We start from the raw sequence: 18916 nt of genomic DNA on the forward strand, positions 1-18916 counted from the left end.
CGGCGGGCGGACGCCCGGGGCCTGGTTTCGGTTTGGGGAGCAGGGGCTCAATCACAGCCCATTGTTCGTCTGTCAGCTCATGTCTCGTACTCATACTTCCATTTTACATTGGCAGATCATGTTTTTGAAATAGCTTGTATAGTTAGCACTGAGGTAAATGTAATAGATATCTAAAACTCAACTCCAAAGATGTTTTTCACAAACTCAATTTCTTCCGGAGTAAAATGAACACTTGTCACCATTAATTCCAACTCCTGCGGACCTATTTTCTGACGAATGGTAACTGGCACACCTTTTTCTCGGACAATGCGATCCACATCTTTGATCATTTGAAATTGCTCTTCAGAGTGAGTCGTGTTCAACATTGATTTCCATAGATCATATTCATTTTCATCGGTCTTGATAATGTAGTTCATTCCGATTTCTTGAGATCTTAAATATTGATAACCAAGTATTACCTGGGCTTCTTCCCAGGGAAATACTTCGGGTTCAAATCCAAAATACGGATCATAATAAAATGCATCTTCATCTGCAGCAACATAATGATCAATGGCTAAAGGTGTCAACAACAATCCGAGAAAAAGCACCAAAATGGAACCATAGGCTAAAATTACGGCCACTATTTTACCTGGTATCATCTCCTTCAGATCATTCTTAGCCAGCAAGAGATGAACCCAACCAAAAATGCCCACTACAATAAATAATACTGTCATTGTTAGGATTGTGTAGGAAAGACCTGTTGGAGCCCAGGTCTGAAAACTGGGTTCCCGGGTCAAATATTCCTGTATGTTAATAATCCATTTATTGATCACTTCTAAACTCAAATAAACAGCAGCGAAATAATACGCCACCAGCAAAATATTTTTTACGATCCTAATAATGATCCACTCTCCTAACACTTGGAACATAATTCTAATTAGCAAAAAAGGGAATCTGAAATGAAATGCTCTTCCATTCATTACGATTTGGGATTGCGAAGTTTAGCTAAATAGTTTTCTACATCTGGATGTTGCTCGATTGGTATATCCTTGTATATTTCCCTTCTTAGCTCCTCCAAGATTTTAACCTCTTCGGGGTCCCTTTTCTTCGAATACATCCGCCTGTCATGATGCTTCAACTCCTTATAAGCTAACCACAGCCGCCAGTTTTTCCACGATACCTGGGTATTGAGGTAGTTGATAAGACGCTCACGGGCTTCAGATGTTTCCAATTCAATTTCATTTTGTCTAAAACCACTACGTGCCAAGGCCATATGATAGCTTCTCATTTTCTTAAAATCATCTTCCGTAACCACTCCCCGTTTACGGGTTTCTACCGTAAGCTTTTTCCCGGCATTCACAGATTTCCTAATAGTAATCTGATGGTCAATCACTTCTTTGGATAAGGAAATCATTTCATCCAATTCTTTTTGTAGTTGACTGGGCAAATTAACCGCATATTTTTTTATCTTTTCCAACACCCTGATATACCTTTTATAGATAGTTACTATCGGCTTTCTTGCCATACTTTCTCCGTCATTAGCTAAAATTGTGATTGATGTATTGTATGCATCTGCAATCAATGCCACTTTTCGTATTTGTGATACCGGTAAGACCGCACCATCGTCACGGATAACCATCAGTTCCTCTGCTGGATCAAAGTAAAAGTAGTAATAGAAGGTACCATCTATAAAAAGTTTAGCAGGGAATACTTCCCACTTTTCTCCATTCTTTGTGTATCGTTCAACAACTTCTCGGATCTCGGGATCCAAGTTGCTCGGTATTATCATCACCCGCTCCTCCTCATATCCCCGCTGGGCATTACTGATCCGCGACATTTTCAGCTAACACTTGTCAATGCACTGATAATTCCATGCTTGGTGCAACTCATCGCTTGACCAGATCCTATCCGACGAGTCACAATTGCTCACCACGCAAAAGATATTCTCCCTTCTTCTGTGCCTGCTCGATCGCTGCGTAAGTGAATCCATCCCGCTGGACAGAATTTGATTAAAGACCTTGAACGACTCCCATAGACAACCCCGGTGCTATTGCAGGGCCTGCCCTTCCACATCCGTTACCGCCTAACTCCTTCGAAAAGCCGAAAGCCAGCGAAGCGAAATGGAAGACCTCCAATTGCTACTTTGGATACTCAACAAGATATTTTTCAATATCCTTCGGTGTGCGAACTTTTTTTGCTCTCTCATGGGTCAAAACAATGTCATGTCTAAGATAATCAATGTATTCTCCGCTCACCTTTATGTCTCTACCCTTTTCCCTCAACAGCCTTTCCTCATAAAATGAAATCTCCAATCTAAAACGTTGAATCCCTTTTTCACGGAAAAACTCAATCAGCTGAAAAGCCTTCTCCAGCTCCTCATCCTTATTGGACTCGTTCAAGTCTTTGAACAAAAAGATATCCACTATCGATCGCATTTTGTCCGGGTGTTGCTTTCGGATCTCCTGATAGTCAGGTAGATTCTTGTGGTCCAGTTCTTCATACAGTGATTCATTCGTCCCCACATCTGAAGTAAATTCCCAACGTTCCCGGGCTGGATACAGCTGGTCGATCAAGGGCTTGATTTCGTCTTCTGATTGCTTGCTCCACAATGCAACAGGATAGGTATCGAAATATCCTCTGTTTTTCGATTTATACCCAACAAAGGTAACTCGTTTATTCCCTTTTGGATGGGCGATGAGACTAAACTCACCCAGCTCATAATTGTACTTTGCTTCCCGGACCACCACAAACTCCTGGCCATATTTGTTTTCAAGGTAGCGGATAATTTCTTTTTGAACCTTCGCAGGATCCTCCGAGGGATAAAACAGGGAGCAGCCGCTAAGCAAACAAAGAATCAGCAACCTTGAAAATGCCTTCCTCATCACATTGCCTCCAGTCGTTTGCAAACTTCCATTGAACTCAAGTCCGTTATCAAAGATTAAGTGTTTGTTGATTCTTGGCATTGATTCGGCGGGAATCCCACATCTATAAAAATGGCCGCCAGCAGGAACGAAATTCTTTGCCAGCGGCTCTCTACACAAAAATACCTTTGATAAAATTCGCAATACTACATGCTGACATCACCTATCAAGGTTTAATCACTTTGCCTGTGAACAAATGTAAAATTCCTATAATCAACTTCCGCCATACGGACCGTTATTGCCCTCTCATAGGGACCATGCTGCCGCTGGGCATCCAGCAGATCACACCGGAGCATTGAGGCCCCCGGCTACTTTAAATTTACCTTAGTGTCAAAGGCATTGAACTCCTTGATAATCCTCTCCGAGCATCGGCATTCAGATCCTTCGGAAACTGTTTGCTAACCAAGAAAGATGAGCTGTAAAAACAAGGGGATGGTTGAGGGAACCATCCCCATTCTCTTAATCGAGGTATATATCTCTATTTCCTTTTTATGCTCTTGCTTTCTAAGAATGAAGAACCAAGTAATTTCTTAGGTTAATCTTTGTACGTCTACAACTGAGAATCGAAATACAAATTTACCCTCAAGCGTTATACATTGCAAAAAAACCCAACTTATTGCTCATATTTCTCTTGCATGTCTCTTGCTTTTTCTTTAACCCTATCTTCCTCATCCATACGTGCATTCCAAAGTTGATCGCGCAATGTGATAGACCTCTTATTAGTATACTCATATAACTTGAGCCATCTATTAGAAATTTTATTGGATAATTCGAAGCTGGCCTTCAATTTTCCAATCGAGTTAAGATAATCCTTTGCATCAGTCATTCTTCCTTTTTCCCTGTTATATTTATCGCGTATCTTATCAATAGTTTCATTCAAAACATCTATCTTATCTCCCCACATTTTCCGGGCATCACTTGCACTATCAATTCCCCACATTAGCCATTCACTGCGCAAACGTCTATATTCCTTTTCCAAATGCCTTTGTAGATCATCACCGGTGTTCACAGTGGCGTACTCGCCCCCACCGGCTTCCGCCACCTTCTTCAGCGCCCGCTGTCCCGCGTTGTCCACGTCAAAGCCGATAATGTTGACGATCGCTTGGATTTCCGAATCGTGTAGCTCCTTCGCTGCCTTGACCGGATCCCCGCCACAGGTCTCAATCCCGTCGCTCACCACGTAGATAATGTTCTCCACATTCTCTCCTGTCTTCCCGCTCAAATCGCTCTTCGCCTGCTCGATCGCTGCGGCGAGAGGAGTCCAGCCCGTCGGTCGGAACTTATTTAAAGACTTCTGAAAAGACGACTTGTCATACTCCCCCAATGGATACACCATTTCGGTGCTCTTGCAGGAGAGCGCTTTATCTTTCTGCTGATTGCTTCCCTTGTGCCCGTAAACCCTCAATGCCACACGGGCTCCTTCCGGCAGTTTGGACGCAAATTTCCGGATCGCATCCTTGGCGAGATCCATCTTCACTCCGCCGCTCACCCGGCCTGCCATGCTCCCGCTGGCATCCAGGAGAATCTCCACGTTCACCTGTTTGGGAAGTTCCCCCTCCTCCGGGGCGTTGACGTCTCCCGGCGTTTCACGATCGGTCCTGATGGTGGGGTCCAGTTCGTCCAGGGCTTTGACTTCGGGCTTATAATCCTCAGCCAAAAGAGCCACCAGATGGTTGTAAGCCTCGTCCGTAGTCATGTTGTCGGGCAGTTTGTCCAGCTCCGCCTTCACCTTTTCCTCATCGTACTTGTCCCCGGCGTACTTGCCAGGCCCCTCCCGGAGCATCCCTTCCACATCGGTAGCGGCCTTCTTTACTTCTTCTTTATTGGGTTTATCTTTATCTGCAGTGTTATCCTGTGAAGAAAGCAGGGAACAACCGCTACTAAAAAGCAGACAAAGGATCAACATCCCTGAAAACAGCCTTTTCATAAATAATCCCCCTAATAAAATCGTTATCGCCCCTATCCTGTGTATACTCACAACTATGTAGAAACATCATATTCAGTAATCTTGTTTATATTGTCCCACAAACCCAAGTTCATCAAAATGCCCTTCATCAATCTCCACCCAGTCAAGAGTATAATTTGTAAAAACAAAGGTGAAATACGGCAAAAACAACATATTCCCGAGCATCATTGCAATGGAAACGGACAGGAAACTGCTGGTAAACTGCAATACACAATATACTATAACTCCTTGAATAACCAGTTCAACGAGCCACATTAAAAAAATAACACCCAAAATCTTAAAAAAGTGTTTTCTGCCTATGGCGAAGGCTCTCTTGAATCCCTTCCACCACCGTTGATTTTCCAAGACGGCAACATACGGAATGGTGGCAAGCCAAACCAAAAACAACAAACCCGGAATGATGAAGAGTAGCGAACCGAGTACCACCAACAGCGAGTATAAAACGCTCATCACGTAAACTGGAAAGATATTTTCAAACAAACTCTGGAAACAGTCCGACCGCTTCACTTCGCCATTCAGGCTGTATTGAGCAGCCATTTTAATAAAGGGGATTTGGGCAATGCACAGTCCGACGGTGAGAAAAAAGAAACCGGTCAACTGCCCAAATTGAGGAAGATACGCCAGTGAGAAAAGCAAATTAAAATAATTGATAACAAAGTATAAAACGAGTTGAAGCGGAAGAACAAAGGAAAGACAAATAAAAAGAACAGTCCCGAAGTTTTTTCGGTAGGTGATCCAGGCTTCCTGGTAGCTTTTCATACAATTCCCCCCAAAATAGTGTGTTTTACTTGGGATTTCGTGTGATCTCAAGAGCTTTTTGAAACATTTTTTCTTCCCGCTCCATATTCCCATTTATATAAACATCAATAACCTCCTTCATCATCTCCCGATCTTTCGGTTTCACCTTTTCCTCGTCGGGATGCATCCGGATATGGTAAAACCACAATGCGATTGCCGGGAAGATTTTTTTCTTTTGAAAAAGGTACCGAATCACCTTTTTTCGATCCTCATAGGTGTTCATCTGAACGATATTCTGCATGGTGGCACATTTCCAGAGTTCGTAGTGGTAGTCGTTCAATATTTTAAGATCTTCAGGTGTTACAACTTGATCCTTTACCCTTTGGCTTATATGACGATCCGCTTTTTTAACTAATTCTTTAAAGCGTAGATGGTTTTCAATCGTCGATTGAGGAGCTTTGATGAAACCCTCCAACGCTTTCTGGATATCCAGAGGCATCTCATGTTTCATCGTACGTTCCACCCAGCGAAGAATCGACAAGGTACGTCTCATGAAGCCCAAGTGCCGTTTTCTTGCCACTCGAAATCCGGTTGTATAAAGGGCTTCATTTATATTACTCAATTCAAAATTCATTCTTGTCGCCAATTCAACTTCTTCTAATTTAAGAGATGGTACCGAACCGTCCTCTTTGATGGTAATATATCCGGTTACCGGTTGTCCTAAATGATAACTGGCACCGTAATAGGTATTTCCGTTCACCTCGATTCTGCAAGGAAAGATTTGATAGCGCTCACCTTGTCGCTTATACTGTTCTAGGGTTTTTGACACGACCTCTGGTAGTCTAAATTTCGCCATACCATCACCCCCAACCTCTATTGTAGAGAACCCCCGGGACAGCTTTCAATGCCCGGGGGGCATATGTCATTTAAGAGAACCAGCTTTTCACCTTATTCCATGCTCTTTTGCCTGCGTTTGCTACTGCATTGACACCGCTTTTTACCGCCCTCATCGGAGCTGAAACAATCCGGGCAAAAGTCTTATTCTTGGTGAAATATTGTCCAAAGGTGCCAAAGGCCCAGACAGCTAAACCAATTCCACCGACTGCCAATGCAATGGGACCTCCTCCAATCAGAAAAGCAGCCCCCATCGCAACTCCACCTAACGCAGCCAAAGCCTTCAAATTGTAGTCCGCTTGTGTTTCAAGATCTGCTTCTCCCGCCACGTCATAAGCCGCACCTAAATTATATATAAACTCCCAACCATTAAAAGCTATGCCAACTATATTTGCACCATACGCAAATTTGGAAACCTGTGCTGCAGGAGTACTGATTCTGTTAAGAAATCCCGAGAAGCCTCCCTGTCCAAAACCAGAACCACCAAAATTTCTAAGGGTTGAAAATAACTCTCTCCACTTCACAAACCCCGAAATTCCGAGAAACTGATCCACTCCGTCCCAAGCATCGAGAAAAAGCTTGTTCCACCCTTTTCCGTCAACTTTTAAACCAAATCCATTTCGAAGTATGCCCGCCAAAAAACTATAAGTGGACCGTCCGGCTTGCCCTGCACTGATATTACCATTTATCGGGTCTAAATCCCCTATAAGTGAAATCTGACCCTTGATAAAATCATTAACCCCATACTTAATCAATTTATAGCCCAGTGTATCCAGAAGGCCCCAATTATCTTGTGATCCCGACGGTGCGGTCGAATTGCTTGAACCGCTGTCGGAATCCCCTTTAGATAGATCTGGGTTGTGTGTATCCCCTTTAGGATTCAAAGGTTCCGGTTTAGGATCATAGGGTTGAGGGGTAAAGGGATCCGGTTTGGGGTCATAAGGTTGGGGTATGAAAGGTTCCGCCATCGCGGAATAAAGTGGAAATATCACACTTGCAATCAGAGCAACAATCATTACAATTGCTACATTACGCTTAAACACAATCATCTTTCCACCTTCCCTGACTTTCAATCAATCCAAAACTGGCGCTACCGCACTGCGAGTAAAGGTAATCGGGGGCAAACCCGAGAGAAATACAATATCGACTTCTGTCTTGGCGGTAACAATCGCCCTGTCGCTCCCGATATTTACATCAAAACTCGCCCGATACGCACCTGATTTTCCAAAGGAAGCTTTTGCTTGTTGAATGGCAGCTCCCGGATCCTTTTCTATAGCTGCTACACGGACCGCATCCCGCAATGCCGCCTGGGTATCTAACACGGCCAAACCTGCCACCGCAAATTGCCACACAACAAGTGCCATCAACAGAAAAAAGGGAATTACAAGGACAAATTCAACGGTCGATGATCCGGAACGTTCCTTCAATGGATGAAGCAATCGCTTGATGAAAACAGGCACGGTTCACCCCTCCCACCTTCGGATTCAGTATTTGATTTCCACCATTTTTTCGGGAAGGAGTTTCAAATACAGCCTTTTTGGTCCATACCCATCGCCTTCCACATAGGTATCGCTGAAATACTCTTGGAAGATAACCGGTTGATAGCGTGTGCGGGCCTCCACTCTCACTCGATCATGGACCGGTATGATGATTTTTCCCTGATCATCTCCGCCGTTTTGCTTGACATAATCCCGCACCGCGACTGCCAATTCCTGCCTATGTTTATTAAAAACAGTTTTCAGAAACTCCCTTATAAGCTGCTCGTTTCCGTCAAACAAGTCTTGCAGTACCTCATCAATTGGAAGATCATCCAGAGGCTTCCCTTCCAATAACGCTTCCTTCAACTTGGAATCCTCGGGAAAAGCTTCCTCGATCGCTTCTTCAGAAAAATCATTGCCCAAAAGATTTCGGATTTCGTCCTCCAACTCCAGTCCGATCCACTCATCCATTTTTTTGGTGGCGACCAGCGCACCGGCATCAGCCGCCACCTGGGCCGAGGAATGGGAAGCCCAAGCAATGGCGATGGCTCCAACAAAAAGCGCAAACAAAACGAATACCGGTATGGAGCCCACCCAAGCGGTTGTTACACTGCCCCTTCGTTTTCGTATCAGGAAGCATCTCATAGGACTGAGGCTCCTCCCAACTATTACTGACTATCCTTCTCTCGCTTTCCCCTTTCGTTTCAAAGGCCCTTTTCATCTCTTCGTATTCCTGCTCAATCGCTATCCTTGAGTTTTTGGTACTAGGGTTCTAAATACTTTTTCAACCTCAAACTTCTTTACAACCTCGCCTATATCATTAATTTTGTTAATCACCCTAAGTTACCATTTTTTGATCATATGTATTACCTTAATTCCAGAATGATTCCAATAGTATTAGATGTAAGAGGCGCATCCCCCTCTTTTATCTCTTGTCTTGATTGCAATTGGTTTCTGAAGTCAATAAAATTTTTGTAGCGAGCAATGATAATCCAGGACCAATGCTACGCACTAGGTAAAGACCCGTCTTTAGCATCACTTCTTTACAATTTTCCGCAAAGGCAGTTGTTACGCTGCCTTTGCGGAAATCATTCAATTATCCATCCTTTGGTGTCAGGGCTTTATTAATCACTTCTTGAACTTTTTCCCTTAAGGTTTTAACGATTTCTCCATTTCCTTTCGACAAGGCCGTCGCCAACAGCCCGGCAACTGCAGCTCCAACTCCAATAATGATGACGTATTCGACCGTGGAGGAACCTTTTTTGTTGCTCAAAGAGCTTTTAAACTTTTCAGCGGCATCTTTGTAAGCAAGATACCCTTTCACCATGAGTGATTTCATGATTATGCCTCCTTTCAAAAATATGTTGTTTTAAACAAGAGAGAACATCCTCTCGCTTCTGAGGCATCACCTCCTTTAATACTCAGTTCATGAACATCTTTAACGGACTGTCTTCTCCAAAAAAATACTTCAAAATTACCATCCCAAAAACCATCAGTACAATCGAAGGGGTAATGATGAGCCCCCCAACGACAGAAATTTTAGGGGCTGCTTTCCCGGCAATTTCTTTTGCCTGTTCGGAACGCATCCGCCGCATTTCATCCGCCTGTTGAGCAAAGGTCTGGGATACCGGAGTCCCCAGGTTATGGGCTTGGATCAGGGATTGCACCAGAGCTTCCAATTCCGGTGAATCGGTCCGGCGCAACAAGGATCTATATGCCGTCTCCCGTTGAACCCCGAATTTGATTTCCTGGAGCAACCTTGCGATCTCTTCTTTCAGGGGTCCCTCGGAGGTTTCAACATAATATTCAAGAGCCGAATCCATCCCCATTCCCGACTGCAAGGTAATGCTCATCATGTCCAGGAAATCGGGAAGCTCGTACCTGATTTCCGACTGTCTCTTTTTGGCCAACCAGCGAATGGTCCACATGGGCGCCATATATCCTCCGAAGGTCAAACCGAGGAGCATGACGGAAGCAAAAGGAAGGCCGAGTAGTGTATAAAAGAATGCAATCGAAAAACCAGCGAGAGCACCCAATACTTTGGCTCCCTGGAGGCGATCCACCGTAAGCCCGTAAGGGGTTCCCGCCTTGATTAGATCATCCTCCAATTCGACGGGATCGCTCAACAGCTCAATCCGCTTGCCGATGGGAGCAAGTTTATCCATCCATTCATGCCACTGATATTTTTCCGACTTGCCGGTATCTATTGCAGACGAACTGTAAAGATATTGATTGACGTATCGATCCACATTTTGTTGTTCCGTGCGATAGGTGATATAAGAGAGTCCGGCGAAAACCAGACAAATCAGTGAGCCTAATAAACTGAGATAAATGCCCATCGATTCCTCCTAAACACGGATGTTCGCGATTTTCCGGATGATCAGCAAACCGATAATCTGCATTGTAACAAAAATTGTCAATAACAATATCCCCGGCAATGAAGTGAAAAGCTGTTGAAAACCACCAAATAATTTTCCAAGCATTAAAACAATCAGTATGGAAACCAAGGGCAAGGCATAAGCCGACGCCTTCGCCTGGGAAATCGATGCTTGAATGGTTTTTTGGATAATCTTTCTCTCTTCCATCGTTCTGGCCATTTCACTCATCGCACTGGCCAAATCGCCACCCGACCGTTTCTGAATGATGATGGCATTGACAAAAACCTGTAAGTCCTTCGTAGGTACCCTTTTAAGCAAATCCTTCAATGCCAATTCCACATTTCTTCCCAACTGAACTTCTCTGACCACGATTCCCAACTCGTCTTTTGCCGGAGCGGGCATTTCTCTGGCGGCCAGGTCCAGTCCCTGGGGAACGGACAAACCGGCACGGGCCGCACTGCTGAGAAGGCGACAAACTTCGGGAAGTTGCTCATCCAATTTCCTGGCGTATCCATGGCGTCGGGAGCGAAGGAACAAGCGGGAGCCCATGGGAACGATAAAGGTGGACAAACCGATGCTCAATAACCAGGAAAGACTCAGCATATAGTGGAGACCCGCTATCACAACCCCGAAAGCCAAAAGGAGCAAGGCCCCATATTCCGTGGGTTTTAAACTGATGCTTGCCCGCTCCAACTGCGGTTTCAACTTCTGCGCCCATTCGGTCTGGTCAAGGCGCTCCACCAAAGCATCGGACCAGCTTAACTCCTTCACTTGTTTCTCCGTCCACTTGCTAACCCGTTCATTGACCGCCCGACGCTCCGTTCGGACAATCCACAGATTGTAAGCCGCCATGATCCCACAAAAGGCCGCTCCGGCTGCGACGATCCCCTCCAGCCACATCATTCCCGCTCCCCTTTCACGCGAAAGATGGCCGGATCCACAGGAACCCCGTATGCCTTGAGACGACCGAGGCATTTCGGTATAGCACCGGTCGGGGAAAAATATCCATGAACAGTCCCCTTTTCATCGACATTTGTCTGGATAAATTTGAAAATCTCCACCATCTTGTAGCGGCCGTCCTCTTCCTTCTGCATTTCGGCGATGGACAGCATTTTGCGCTGACCGTCGGGAAGACGACCGATTTGGATGATAAAGTCGATCGCACCCACCAGGTATTCCCGAATGATCGCGGAGGGGAGCTCGGCACCGGACATCATCACCATGGCCTCGAGACGGCGCATCGCATCATCGGGGGAGTTGGCGTGAACCGTGGTCAAGGAGCCTTCGTGACCGGTGTTCATGGCCTGGAGCATGTCAAAGGCTTCGGCACCCCGCACCTCCCCGACGATGATCCGGTCAGGACGCATCCGCAAAGCATTCCGCACAAGCTGGCGGATGGTAACTTCCCCTTTTCCCTCCACGTTGGGCGGACGCGCTTCCATGCCTGCGACGTGACCGTGGGGGATGCGAAGCTCGGCCATATCCTCGATGGTGACAATCCGTTCATGCTCCGGAATAAAACAAGCCAAGGCGTTGAGCAATGTGGTTTTCCCGCTTCCCGTACCCCCTGAAATAATCAGGTTCAGTTTCGCTTTCACCAAGCTGGTCAGAAATTTGGCCATATCAGGGGTAAGGCTGCCGAATCCCACCAAATCATCCAGATGGATCGGTTCTTTACGAAACTTCCGGATGGAAAGGAGGGAGCCCTTCAGACTGATCGGCGGAATGACGGCGTTCACGCGGCTCCCGTCGGGGAGACGGGCGTCCACCATCGGCGAGCTGACGTCGATCCGGCGTCCGATCGGGGCAACAATCCGGTCGATCACATGGCGCAACGCCTCTTCGTCCCGGAACTGAATGTCCGTCTTGTGCAACCGACCCTTCTTTTCGTAATACACCTCATAGGGACCGTTGACGACAATCTCGGTGATCTCATCGTCCTCCAGCAGGGGTTCCAAGGGACCGTAACCGACGGATTCGTCAATGATTCGAGTAATCAACCGGTCCCGTTCATGCCGGGGAATAACAACTTGTTCTTCCGCCAGATAGCGCCCAATCAACCGGTCCAGAGTTACCCGCAGCTCCGCAGAAGGCATCTGCGTCAACTTTTCCAGATCTGTCTCCCGAAGCAAACGGGCCTTAAAATGATTGGCAAGCTGTTCAATCCGGGAATCATTCGGCGAAGCGGCACGCCGGGCGGGACGTTGGGAGACGGAACGGCTTTTTATTGGATTGGGCTTATTGGCCCGTGAAAGATCTCGATTAAAGAGCGACATAACAGTTCCTCCCTCTGGTTGGAAGAAGGTCGGTGACGCCTATTTCGTCTTCCACTTCGCGGCACGTGAATGCATAGACAGTTTATGCGGAATTACAATTACGAAGCCGACTTTCCTGATTGCTGCGCCAGGAGAAACCGGGCCAGCTTCTGCACATCCCGAACAAAGGGGGACAATCCCCGTTCCCTGCGGGATTTCCGCAAGGGATTTCCCCGGTTGATCGCCTGCATAATCCGCTTTGTGTCCTCCTGAAAACGACCAACCACCGGATAACCAAAATGATGTTGCACGTCCTTCACATCCAGTTCCGAATCCTTGCTATACCGATTGAGCAAAACTTCCAAACGGTCGGTGGGGTCGATATTCACCTTGGCATACAAGTCCAATACCCGTGAAAATATGCGGAAGGAGGGAGCATCCGGTGTCATCACGTAGAAGATCCGGTCCGCCTCCTCCAAAGCCGCACAGGAAATCGGTGTCATCTCCGTCGGCAAGTCAACCAGAATATAGTCGTAATAGAGGCGTGCGGCACGGAGCAAGCGCTCCACGTGTTCCTCCCCGATCTGTTCACCGATTTCCGCATCGGCGGGGCTCACCAGAACCTCTACCTGGGAATGGGGTTCCACCACGGTGACGCTGCGGATATGGTTGTCGTTCAGCTCCTGCAACACGGGAGTCAGGTCATAGAGGTTGCGGTCCCCCTCCACCCCCATGTAAGTTTCCAAACCCCCGTATTGAAGGTTGAGATCCACCAGAAGCACCCCGGCGGTGGACTCCAGCATCAGGGTCTGTGCCAAGGTAGAGGCCAACAGGCTTCGTCCACAGCCCCCTTTTCCACTGGTGAAGGTGATGACTTGGCCCCGACCCCAGGTAAAGGTAGCTGCGGTCTCCTTATTCCCCCCACTTGCCTGCCAAGCCTTCAAGGCGCGATTCAGCACATCTTCCAGAGCGTTGATCTCCTCCGGCAAAAAGAGAATGTCAAAGGCACCGGCACGGTTGACGTCCCGTGTGAGAATCGGGTCCCTGCGCTCGGCGAGATAGACGATGAGAACATCGGAGACTTCCCGTTTAATAAGAGGAAGTAGTGATATGCCCGATCCGTCTTTCCGTTCGTGGAGCAGGACGATATCGGGTTGCAAGCGGGCGATCTCCCGCCGGACCTCTTCGGGATGAATATGTAAATATTGCGGAAACATTCCAGTCACTCGGGAGGCGATATCCTCCGCCTGACCCGGATCCTCGCTCACGAGAAGCAGTTTAACATCGTCATTCACCATTCGGTCCTCCCATAATCTGCTTTGTCTATTTAATCACGAACCATCCTTCTGCGGAATATAAAGAATCACAAACTCTATCTTTTACGGCTGAACCCCTGCAGTTGAACTTTTCCCTTCCGTTTGCGAGGAACGTTGCTCCGTCGGGGCCTTCAAGATGCGAACCGATTGCGCAAAGTTCTGAGCATCGATAAATTTCCTTGCCTCATCCAATGACATTTCCAACCACACACCGGTAAATTTATCTTTGGAAGAGGGCAGAACGGAAGCGACCAACACATCCTTCATAAAGACGCTGGTTCTTTTTTCACCTGCGGGAATATCATTTTCGTTCCAGGAAACAATGATATCCACCCGATCGTTGGCTTCCAGCGCTTGATCGAAGGCCACCCGGTTCGAGGATGGAACCTGGACCAAGCGACGATCGCCCGTGGTGTAATCATCCGCCGGCTTCAGCAGATTGTACGTCAACACATCTCCCTCTTTCAGGGGAGCCACAGCCACAAATTTATCGATCGAACCATAGTTGCCGATCTTTTTTAGATCAGTCACTACGGACTGCTCTACATACTTCGCCGGAATCTCCTTTGCCTCAAAATCGCCAGCGGACAGCGGTTGCCGAGATCCGATGTCCTTCTTCGCAACATAAACCGTCACAAAATTCCCCAGTTGGGCTTCGACTTCTCCCACCCGTTGAATAAAAAGAATTCCCGCGAAGGCAGCCAATACAAGCGCAATAACCGTAAAAATAATGGCTCTTCTTCTGGCGTCATTCATCTTTGGTCCTGCTCAATCCCTTCATTTAGTTTATTTAAATTGTAAAGTATATGGGGGGATTCGGGATTATTCTATTTCACAATTCTCTCTTCGTTTGACATTATATCTTCATATCTGTCAAACTGGCAATAGTTTCTACAGGAATATCTTCCCGTTTGCTCCACAATTTCCGGAGACTAATTCCACCCCACCAATCCGTAGGAAAGGATCACTCCGGCCAGGATGTAGGGGGCAAAGGGAATGCCGGTTTGTCCGTTTATCCGCTCTCGGCGCAACAGCTTTCGCGCCAGGATGAAAAAGGCGGCCAGCAGATGCGAAAGGACAAAAACCAACAGAAATTTCTCAAAGCCGAGGGCCAGACCGATCAAGCCGAATACCTTGATATCACCCCCTCCGATGGCCTTTCCGCCGGTCACCACCGCCACGGTGGCCAGGGCAAAGGTGACACCCAGGCCGGTGAGAAGATAATCCCACCAGGGTTCTTCCCGAAAAAAGAAGCGGACGGCCAACACCGCCCCCAGACCGACCAGCACGAACCGGTCATAGATCAACCGTTCGCGCAGATCGGTGATCGTCGCAAAAATCAAAACGATGATCAGGATGATGAAAACGATATGTTCAGCAATGTGCACACCGGTCATCCTTTTGTGTCAGGACATGGTAAATCCATTCGTTATGCAATTATTATAGACTTTACTAGCCGGAGGAACAAGACAGAATAAGGAAGTCAACAAAAAATATGCATATATGACTAGGTTCGATCCTTCTGACGATTGCTTTATTCAAAGGAAAAGGGGAGGTCACCACATCAAGGCTTGCGTGGTGCCGCCCCCTTCTGTTCTCGTTCCCATCGGCCAATCAACGATTTGAACTCCTTCAAAGATGTCGGTTGATCCGGTACTGAAGGTACCAGGGGCCAAAAAGAAGCGTCCAAATCCACGAAAGCTGCTCACCGAGGTGGTCAATCAGTCTTCTCCTCGTCCGGAAAGCCAAAAAGATGAGCGCAAGGCCTCCCACAAAAGTAATCAGTCGGTCCAGGCTATCATAAAATTCGAGCATCGATTCACTCATGAACCCGGAAAAAAGGAACAAAACGGCGGATAGAATGTATAGGACCAGTACAAGGCGGGAGTGAAACTTGGGAAGTTCTTTTTCCGACCGCAACTGATGGATCGCCTTCTCCCGGCTCAGGAACCAATAGGGAAGATAGATTCCCAGCGAAATGATGGACATGAACACCATGAACAGCACCGATGTCCTTTTGAAACCCAAACGATCGAGGCCATCCCGTTGCTGTCCTTCCACGTTGGCGTCTTGAACCGTTTCCATGTATTCGATACCTCCCCTGTTTATTGAAATTCTCCTCATTAGGTTAGATGGAATTTGTTGAACTGTCAATATATTTTTAAACAGCCACTCGATTTGAGCTGCGGAATTCATCGAAGCCATGCACAGGCTTTCACCGACAAAAAAAGCGCCCCCCAAAAATACGGGGGAACGCCTTTTTTCCGCTTCTTGACATCGCCCTCGGCTTAATCCCGATCCCGCATCAGCGGGAAGAGGAGGACGTCCCGGATGGAGGGGCTGTCGGTGAGGAGCATCACCAGCCGGTCGATGCCGATCCCCAGGCCTCCGGTGGGAGGCATGCCGTATTCCAGGGACTCCAGGAAGTCCTCGTCCATCGGATGGGCCTCCTCGTTGCCGGCGGCCCGCTCCTTCAATTGCGCCTCAAACCGCTGCCGCTGATCGATGGGGTCGTTCAGCTCGGTAAAGGCGTTGGCGTGCTCCCGGCCGACGATGAAGAGTTCGAAGCGGTCGGTGAAGCGCGGATCCTCTTCGTTCTTCTTGGCCAGCGGGGAGATGGCCGTGGGATGGCCGTAGACGAAGGTGGGCTGGATCAGTTTGTCCTCCACCTTCTGCTCGAAAAACTCGTTGACGATGTGGCCGAAGGTCATCGCTTCGGTCACTTCGACGCCGTGCTCCCCGGCGAGGCGGCGGGCCTCCTCGTCGCTCATCTCCCGGGTGAAGTCGATGCCGACGTGCTCCCGGATGAGATCGGTCATCGATTTCCGGTCCCAGGGGGGCGTCAGATCGATTTCGTGACCCTGGTAAACGATCCGGGTCGTCCCAAGCACTTCCCGGGCCACGTGGGCGATCAGGTCCTCCGTCAGATCCATGATGTCCCGGAAATCGGCAAAGGCCTGATACAGCTCCAGCATCGTAAATTCCGGGTTGTGCTTGGTGGAAATCCCCTCGTTCCGGTAGACGCGGCCGATCTCGTACACCTTTTCCAGCCCGCCGACGATCAGCCGCTTCAGATGGAGCTCGATGGCGATCCGCATGTAGAGCTGCATATCGAGGGCGTTGTGGTGGGTGATGAAGGGACGGGCCGCCGCTCCCCCGGCGATGGCGTGCATGGTGGGCGTCTCCACCTCCAGATAGCCCCGCTCGTCCAGATAGCGGCGGATCGCCGCGATGATGCGGCTGCGCAGGATAAAGGTCTCCTTCACATCGGGATTCATGATCAGGTCCAGATAACGCTTGCGGTAGCGCAGCTCCACATCCTTCAAGCCGTGGAACTTCTCCGGCAGGGGGCGAAGGGACTTGGTCAGGAAGGTGACGGATTCCGCCTTGACGCTGGTCTCCCCGCGGTTGGTCTTAAACACCTCGCCGCTGACCCCGAGCCAGTCGCCGATGTCGGCCATGGTGAAAAGCTCGTACTGCTTCTCTCCCACCTCGTCCAGGCGGACGTAAATCTGAATCCGGCCGGTCAAATCCTGCAGGTGGGCAAAGGAGGCCTTGCCCTGCTTCCGCTTGGACATGAGGCGCCCCGCCACCGTCACCTTTTCCCCTTTTTCCTGCAACTCTTCCTTGCTGAAGCGATCAAAGGCTTCGTGAATGTCACGGGCTGAATGGGTCCGCTCAAAGCGGCGGCCGAACGGGTCGATGCCCTCCTCGCGCAGGGTCTCCATCTTTTCCCGTCGGACCTTCAACAATTCGTTTTGTTCCTCATCCCAAGTCATGACAGACACTCCCTCCGGTTCGACGGGGGACCATTTGACCTTCAAACGGTACTTTCCCCTTACTTTCCTTTATGGACCAAACGGGACGACCCTCAAACAGAAAAAACGGCCGAGAGCCGTCTCCGCCGGGTTTCGCGCCTCAAGAAGCCGTTTTCGGCTTCCGGAAAGAAAAACGCCGGGCGGGACGAACCGCTGGAGTCATCCCGCCTTTTTCGCCGAATTCCCGGACCGTTCCTCTTCCAGCTGCTCCACGAATTCCCACAGGACCCGGGCCATGCCCTCCCGGGTGGTTTGCTCGTTGACGCGGTCCTTCACCCGGGCGGCGCCCCGCAGCCCCTTCAGATACCAGGAGGCGTGCTTCCGCATCTCCCGGACGGCCACTTCCTCGCCGCGCAGGGCGATGAGCCGGTCCATATGAAGCAGCGCGATCTCCACCTTTTCCCGGGGGGTGGGCTCGGGAAGGAGTTCACCGGTCTCCAGATAATGAACGGTGCGGTACAACATCCAGGGATTCCCCAGGGCCCCGCGTCCGATCATGACGCCGTCGCAGCCGGTCTGCTCCAGCATCCGTTTCGCATCCTCGGGGGTGAAGACATCCCCGTTGCCGATCACCGGGATGTCCACGGCCTCCTTCACCTGGCGGATGATGTCCCAGTTGGCCTTTCCGGTGTACATCTGCTTCCGGGTGCGGCCGTGCACAGCTACCGCCTTCCCCCCGGCCCGCTGGACGGCCAGGGCGTTCTCCACGGCGTAGATGTGTTCCTCATCCCAGCCGATCCGCATCTTGACGGTGACCGGCTTTTCCACCGCGTCGACGACGGCGGCCACCAGCTCTTCGATCTTCTTCGGATCCAGCAGCCAGCGGGCGCCGGCGTCGCATTTGGTCACCTTGGGCACCGGGCAGCCCATGTTGATGTCGATGATGTCCGCATTGGTCTGCCGGTCCACGATCTTGGCCGCTTCCACCAGGCTCTTTTTGTCCCCGCCGAAGATCTGCAGGCTGAGGGGCTTTTCCCGCTCGTCCACGTACAGCATCTTCCGGGTCCGCTCATTGCCGTGCAGAATCGCCTTGTCGCTCACCATCTCGGCGCAGACCAAGCCGGTCCCGAATTCCTTGGCGATCAGGCGGAAGGCGGGGTTGCAGACGCCGGCCATCGGGGCCAGCACCACGTTGTTCTTCGTTTCCACCGGTCCGATCTTCAGTTTCTTCAT

At 49.1% G+C, this 18916-nt stretch carries 19 protein-coding genes; all 19 read right to left on the reverse strand.

The features are described 5' to 3' along the window. Positions 1-170: 170 nt before the first annotated feature. Positions 171-899: a hypothetical protein gene (locus CLV97_RS11690; protein ID WP_146130478.1), complete on the reverse strand. Its 729-nt coding sequence runs from the start codon at positions 897-899 to the stop codon at positions 171-173. Positions 900-958: 59 nt separating this feature from the next. Beyond that, positions 959-1768: a hypothetical protein gene (locus CLV97_RS11695; protein WP_106345719.1), complete on the reverse strand. Its 810-nt coding sequence runs from the start codon at positions 1766-1768 to the stop codon at positions 959-961. A 349-nt stretch (positions 1769-2117) separates the two neighbouring features. Next, positions 2118-2861, reverse strand: coding sequence for a hypothetical protein (locus tag CLV97_RS11700; RefSeq protein WP_106345720.1), 744 nt, complete (start codon positions 2859-2861; stop codon positions 2118-2120). A 652-nt stretch (positions 2862-3513) separates the two neighbouring features. Further along, positions 3514-4827 (reverse strand): VWA domain-containing protein, encoded by a 1314-nt coding sequence (locus CLV97_RS11705; RefSeq protein WP_106345721.1) that lies wholly within the window; start codon positions 4825-4827, stop codon positions 3514-3516. A 72-nt stretch (positions 4828-4899) separates the two neighbouring features. Beyond that, complete coding sequence (locus tag CLV97_RS11710; protein WP_106345722.1) at positions 4900-5625, reverse strand: hypothetical protein; 726 nt, start codon at positions 5623-5625, stop codon at positions 4900-4902. A gap of 25 nt (positions 5626-5650) precedes the next feature. Then, positions 5651-6460 (reverse strand): hypothetical protein, encoded by an 810-nt coding sequence (locus CLV97_RS11715; protein WP_106345723.1) that lies wholly within the window; start codon positions 6458-6460, stop codon positions 5651-5653. A gap of 70 nt (positions 6461-6530) precedes the next feature. After that, positions 6531-7547, reverse strand: a complete 1017-nt coding sequence (locus CLV97_RS11720) for a hypothetical protein (RefSeq protein WP_106345724.1) — start codon at positions 7545-7547, stop codon at positions 6531-6533. A 24-nt stretch (positions 7548-7571) separates the two neighbouring features. After that, positions 7572-7958 carry a TadE/TadG family type IV pilus assembly protein gene (locus tag CLV97_RS11725; RefSeq protein ID WP_106345725.1) on the reverse strand — a complete coding sequence of 129 codons (387 nt, stop codon included), beginning with the start codon at positions 7956-7958 and terminating at the stop codon, positions 7572-7574. Between the two features lie 24 nt (positions 7959-7982). Next, positions 7983-8621: an Rv3654c family TadE-like protein gene (locus tag CLV97_RS11730; protein ID WP_146130479.1), complete on the reverse strand. Its 639-nt coding sequence runs from the start codon at positions 8619-8621 to the stop codon at positions 7983-7985. Between the two features lie 451 nt (positions 8622-9072). Then, the gene (locus tag CLV97_RS11735; RefSeq protein WP_106345727.1) at positions 9073-9315 is read right to left on the reverse strand and encodes a hypothetical protein; all 243 of its coding nucleotides are present in this window, start codon (positions 9313-9315) and stop codon (positions 9073-9075) included. Positions 9316-9397: 82 nt separating this feature from the next. After that, entirely contained in the window at positions 9398-10315 is a 918-nt protein-coding gene (locus tag CLV97_RS11740; protein ID WP_106345728.1) for a type II secretion system F family protein, read from the reverse strand. A gap of 9 nt (positions 10316-10324) precedes the next feature. Then, a complete protein-coding gene (locus CLV97_RS11745; RefSeq protein ID WP_170070485.1) occupies positions 10325-11125 on the reverse strand; it encodes a type II secretion system F family protein in 801 nt (266 codons plus the stop codon). 128 nt (positions 11126-11253) lie between these two features. Further along, the gene (locus CLV97_RS11750) at positions 11254-12630 is read right to left on the reverse strand and encodes a TadA family conjugal transfer-associated ATPase (protein ID WP_106345730.1); all 1377 of its coding nucleotides are present in this window, start codon (positions 12628-12630) and stop codon (positions 11254-11256) included. A 98-nt stretch (positions 12631-12728) separates the two neighbouring features. Beyond that, complete coding sequence (locus CLV97_RS11755) at positions 12729-13904, reverse strand: CpaE/TadZ family protein (RefSeq protein WP_170070486.1); 1176 nt, start codon at positions 13902-13904, stop codon at positions 12729-12731. 84 nt (positions 13905-13988) lie between these two features. After that, the gene (locus CLV97_RS11760; RefSeq protein ID WP_146130480.1) at positions 13989-14681 is read right to left on the reverse strand and encodes an SAF domain-containing protein; all 693 of its coding nucleotides are present in this window, start codon (positions 14679-14681) and stop codon (positions 13989-13991) included. A gap of 176 nt (positions 14682-14857) precedes the next feature. Then, positions 14858-15313, reverse strand: coding sequence for a prepilin peptidase (locus tag CLV97_RS11765; protein ID WP_170070487.1), 456 nt, complete (start codon positions 15311-15313; stop codon positions 14858-14860). 244 nt (positions 15314-15557) lie between these two features. After that, positions 15558-16010 (reverse strand): DUF4234 domain-containing protein, encoded by a 453-nt coding sequence (locus CLV97_RS11770; protein ID WP_170070488.1) that lies wholly within the window; start codon positions 16008-16010, stop codon positions 15558-15560. 203 nt (positions 16011-16213) lie between these two features. Beyond that, positions 16214-17704, reverse strand: a complete 1491-nt coding sequence (lysS, locus tag CLV97_RS11775) for a lysine--tRNA ligase (RefSeq protein WP_106345778.1) — start codon at positions 17702-17704, stop codon at positions 16214-16216. Between the two features lie 198 nt (positions 17705-17902). Beyond that, positions 17903-18916, reverse strand: a complete 1014-nt coding sequence (gene dusB, locus CLV97_RS11780) for a tRNA dihydrouridine synthase DusB (protein WP_106345779.1) — start codon at positions 18914-18916, stop codon at positions 17903-17905.

This window comes from Planifilum fimeticola, assembly GCF_003001905.1.
Taxonomy (GTDB): domain Bacteria; phylum Bacillota; class Bacilli; order Thermoactinomycetales; family DSM-44946; genus Planifilum; species Planifilum fimeticola.

Excerpts from the sequence above, each read along its gene's own strand:
- CLV97_RS11695 (WP_106345719.1), bottom strand. The coding sequence starts at position 1,768 with ATGATAATACCGAGCAACTTGGATCCCGAGATCCGAGAAGTTGTTGAA.
- CLV97_RS11700 (WP_106345720.1), bottom strand. The coding sequence starts at position 2,861 with ATGAGGAAGGCATTTTCAAGGTTGCTGATTCTTTGTTTGCTTAGCGGC.
- CLV97_RS11705 (WP_106345721.1), bottom strand. The coding sequence starts at position 4,827 with ATGAAAAGGCTGTTTTCAGGGATGTTGATCCTTTGTCTGCTTTTTAGT.
- CLV97_RS11710 (WP_106345722.1), bottom strand. The coding sequence starts at position 5,625 with ATGAAAAGCTACCAGGAAGCCTGGATCACCTACCGAAAAAACTTCGGG.
- CLV97_RS11715 (WP_106345723.1), bottom strand. The coding sequence starts at position 6,460 with ATGGCGAAATTTAGACTACCAGAGGTCGTGTCAAAAACCCTAGAACAG.
- CLV97_RS11720 (WP_106345724.1), bottom strand. The coding sequence starts at position 7,547 with ATGATTGTGTTTAAGCGTAATGTAGCAATTGTAATGATTGTTGCTCTG.
- CLV97_RS11730 (WP_146130479.1), bottom strand. The coding sequence starts at position 8,621 with ATGAGATGCTTCCTGATACGAAAACGAAGGGGCAGTGTAACAACCGCT.
- CLV97_RS11735 (WP_106345727.1), bottom strand. The coding sequence starts at position 9,315 with ATGAAATCACTCATGGTGAAAGGGTATCTTGCTTACAAAGATGCCGCT.
- CLV97_RS11740 (WP_106345728.1), bottom strand. The coding sequence starts at position 10,315 with ATGGGCATTTATCTCAGTTTATTAGGCTCACTGATTTGTCTGGTTTTC.
- CLV97_RS11750 (WP_106345730.1), bottom strand. The coding sequence starts at position 12,630 with ATGTCGCTCTTTAATCGAGATCTTTCACGGGCCAATAAGCCCAATCCA.
- CLV97_RS11760 (WP_146130480.1), bottom strand. The coding sequence starts at position 14,681 with ATGAATGACGCCAGAAGAAGAGCCATTATTTTTACGGTTATTGCGCTT.
- CLV97_RS11770 (WP_170070488.1), bottom strand. The coding sequence starts at position 16,010 with ATGGAAACGGTTCAAGACGCCAACGTGGAAGGACAGCAACGGGATGGC.
- lysS (WP_106345778.1), bottom strand. The coding sequence starts at position 17,704 with ATGACTTGGGATGAGGAACAAAACGAATTGTTGAAGGTCCGACGGGAA.
- dusB (WP_106345779.1), bottom strand. The coding sequence starts at position 18,916 with ATGAAGAAACTGAAGATCGGACCGGTGGAAACGAAGAACAACGTGGTG.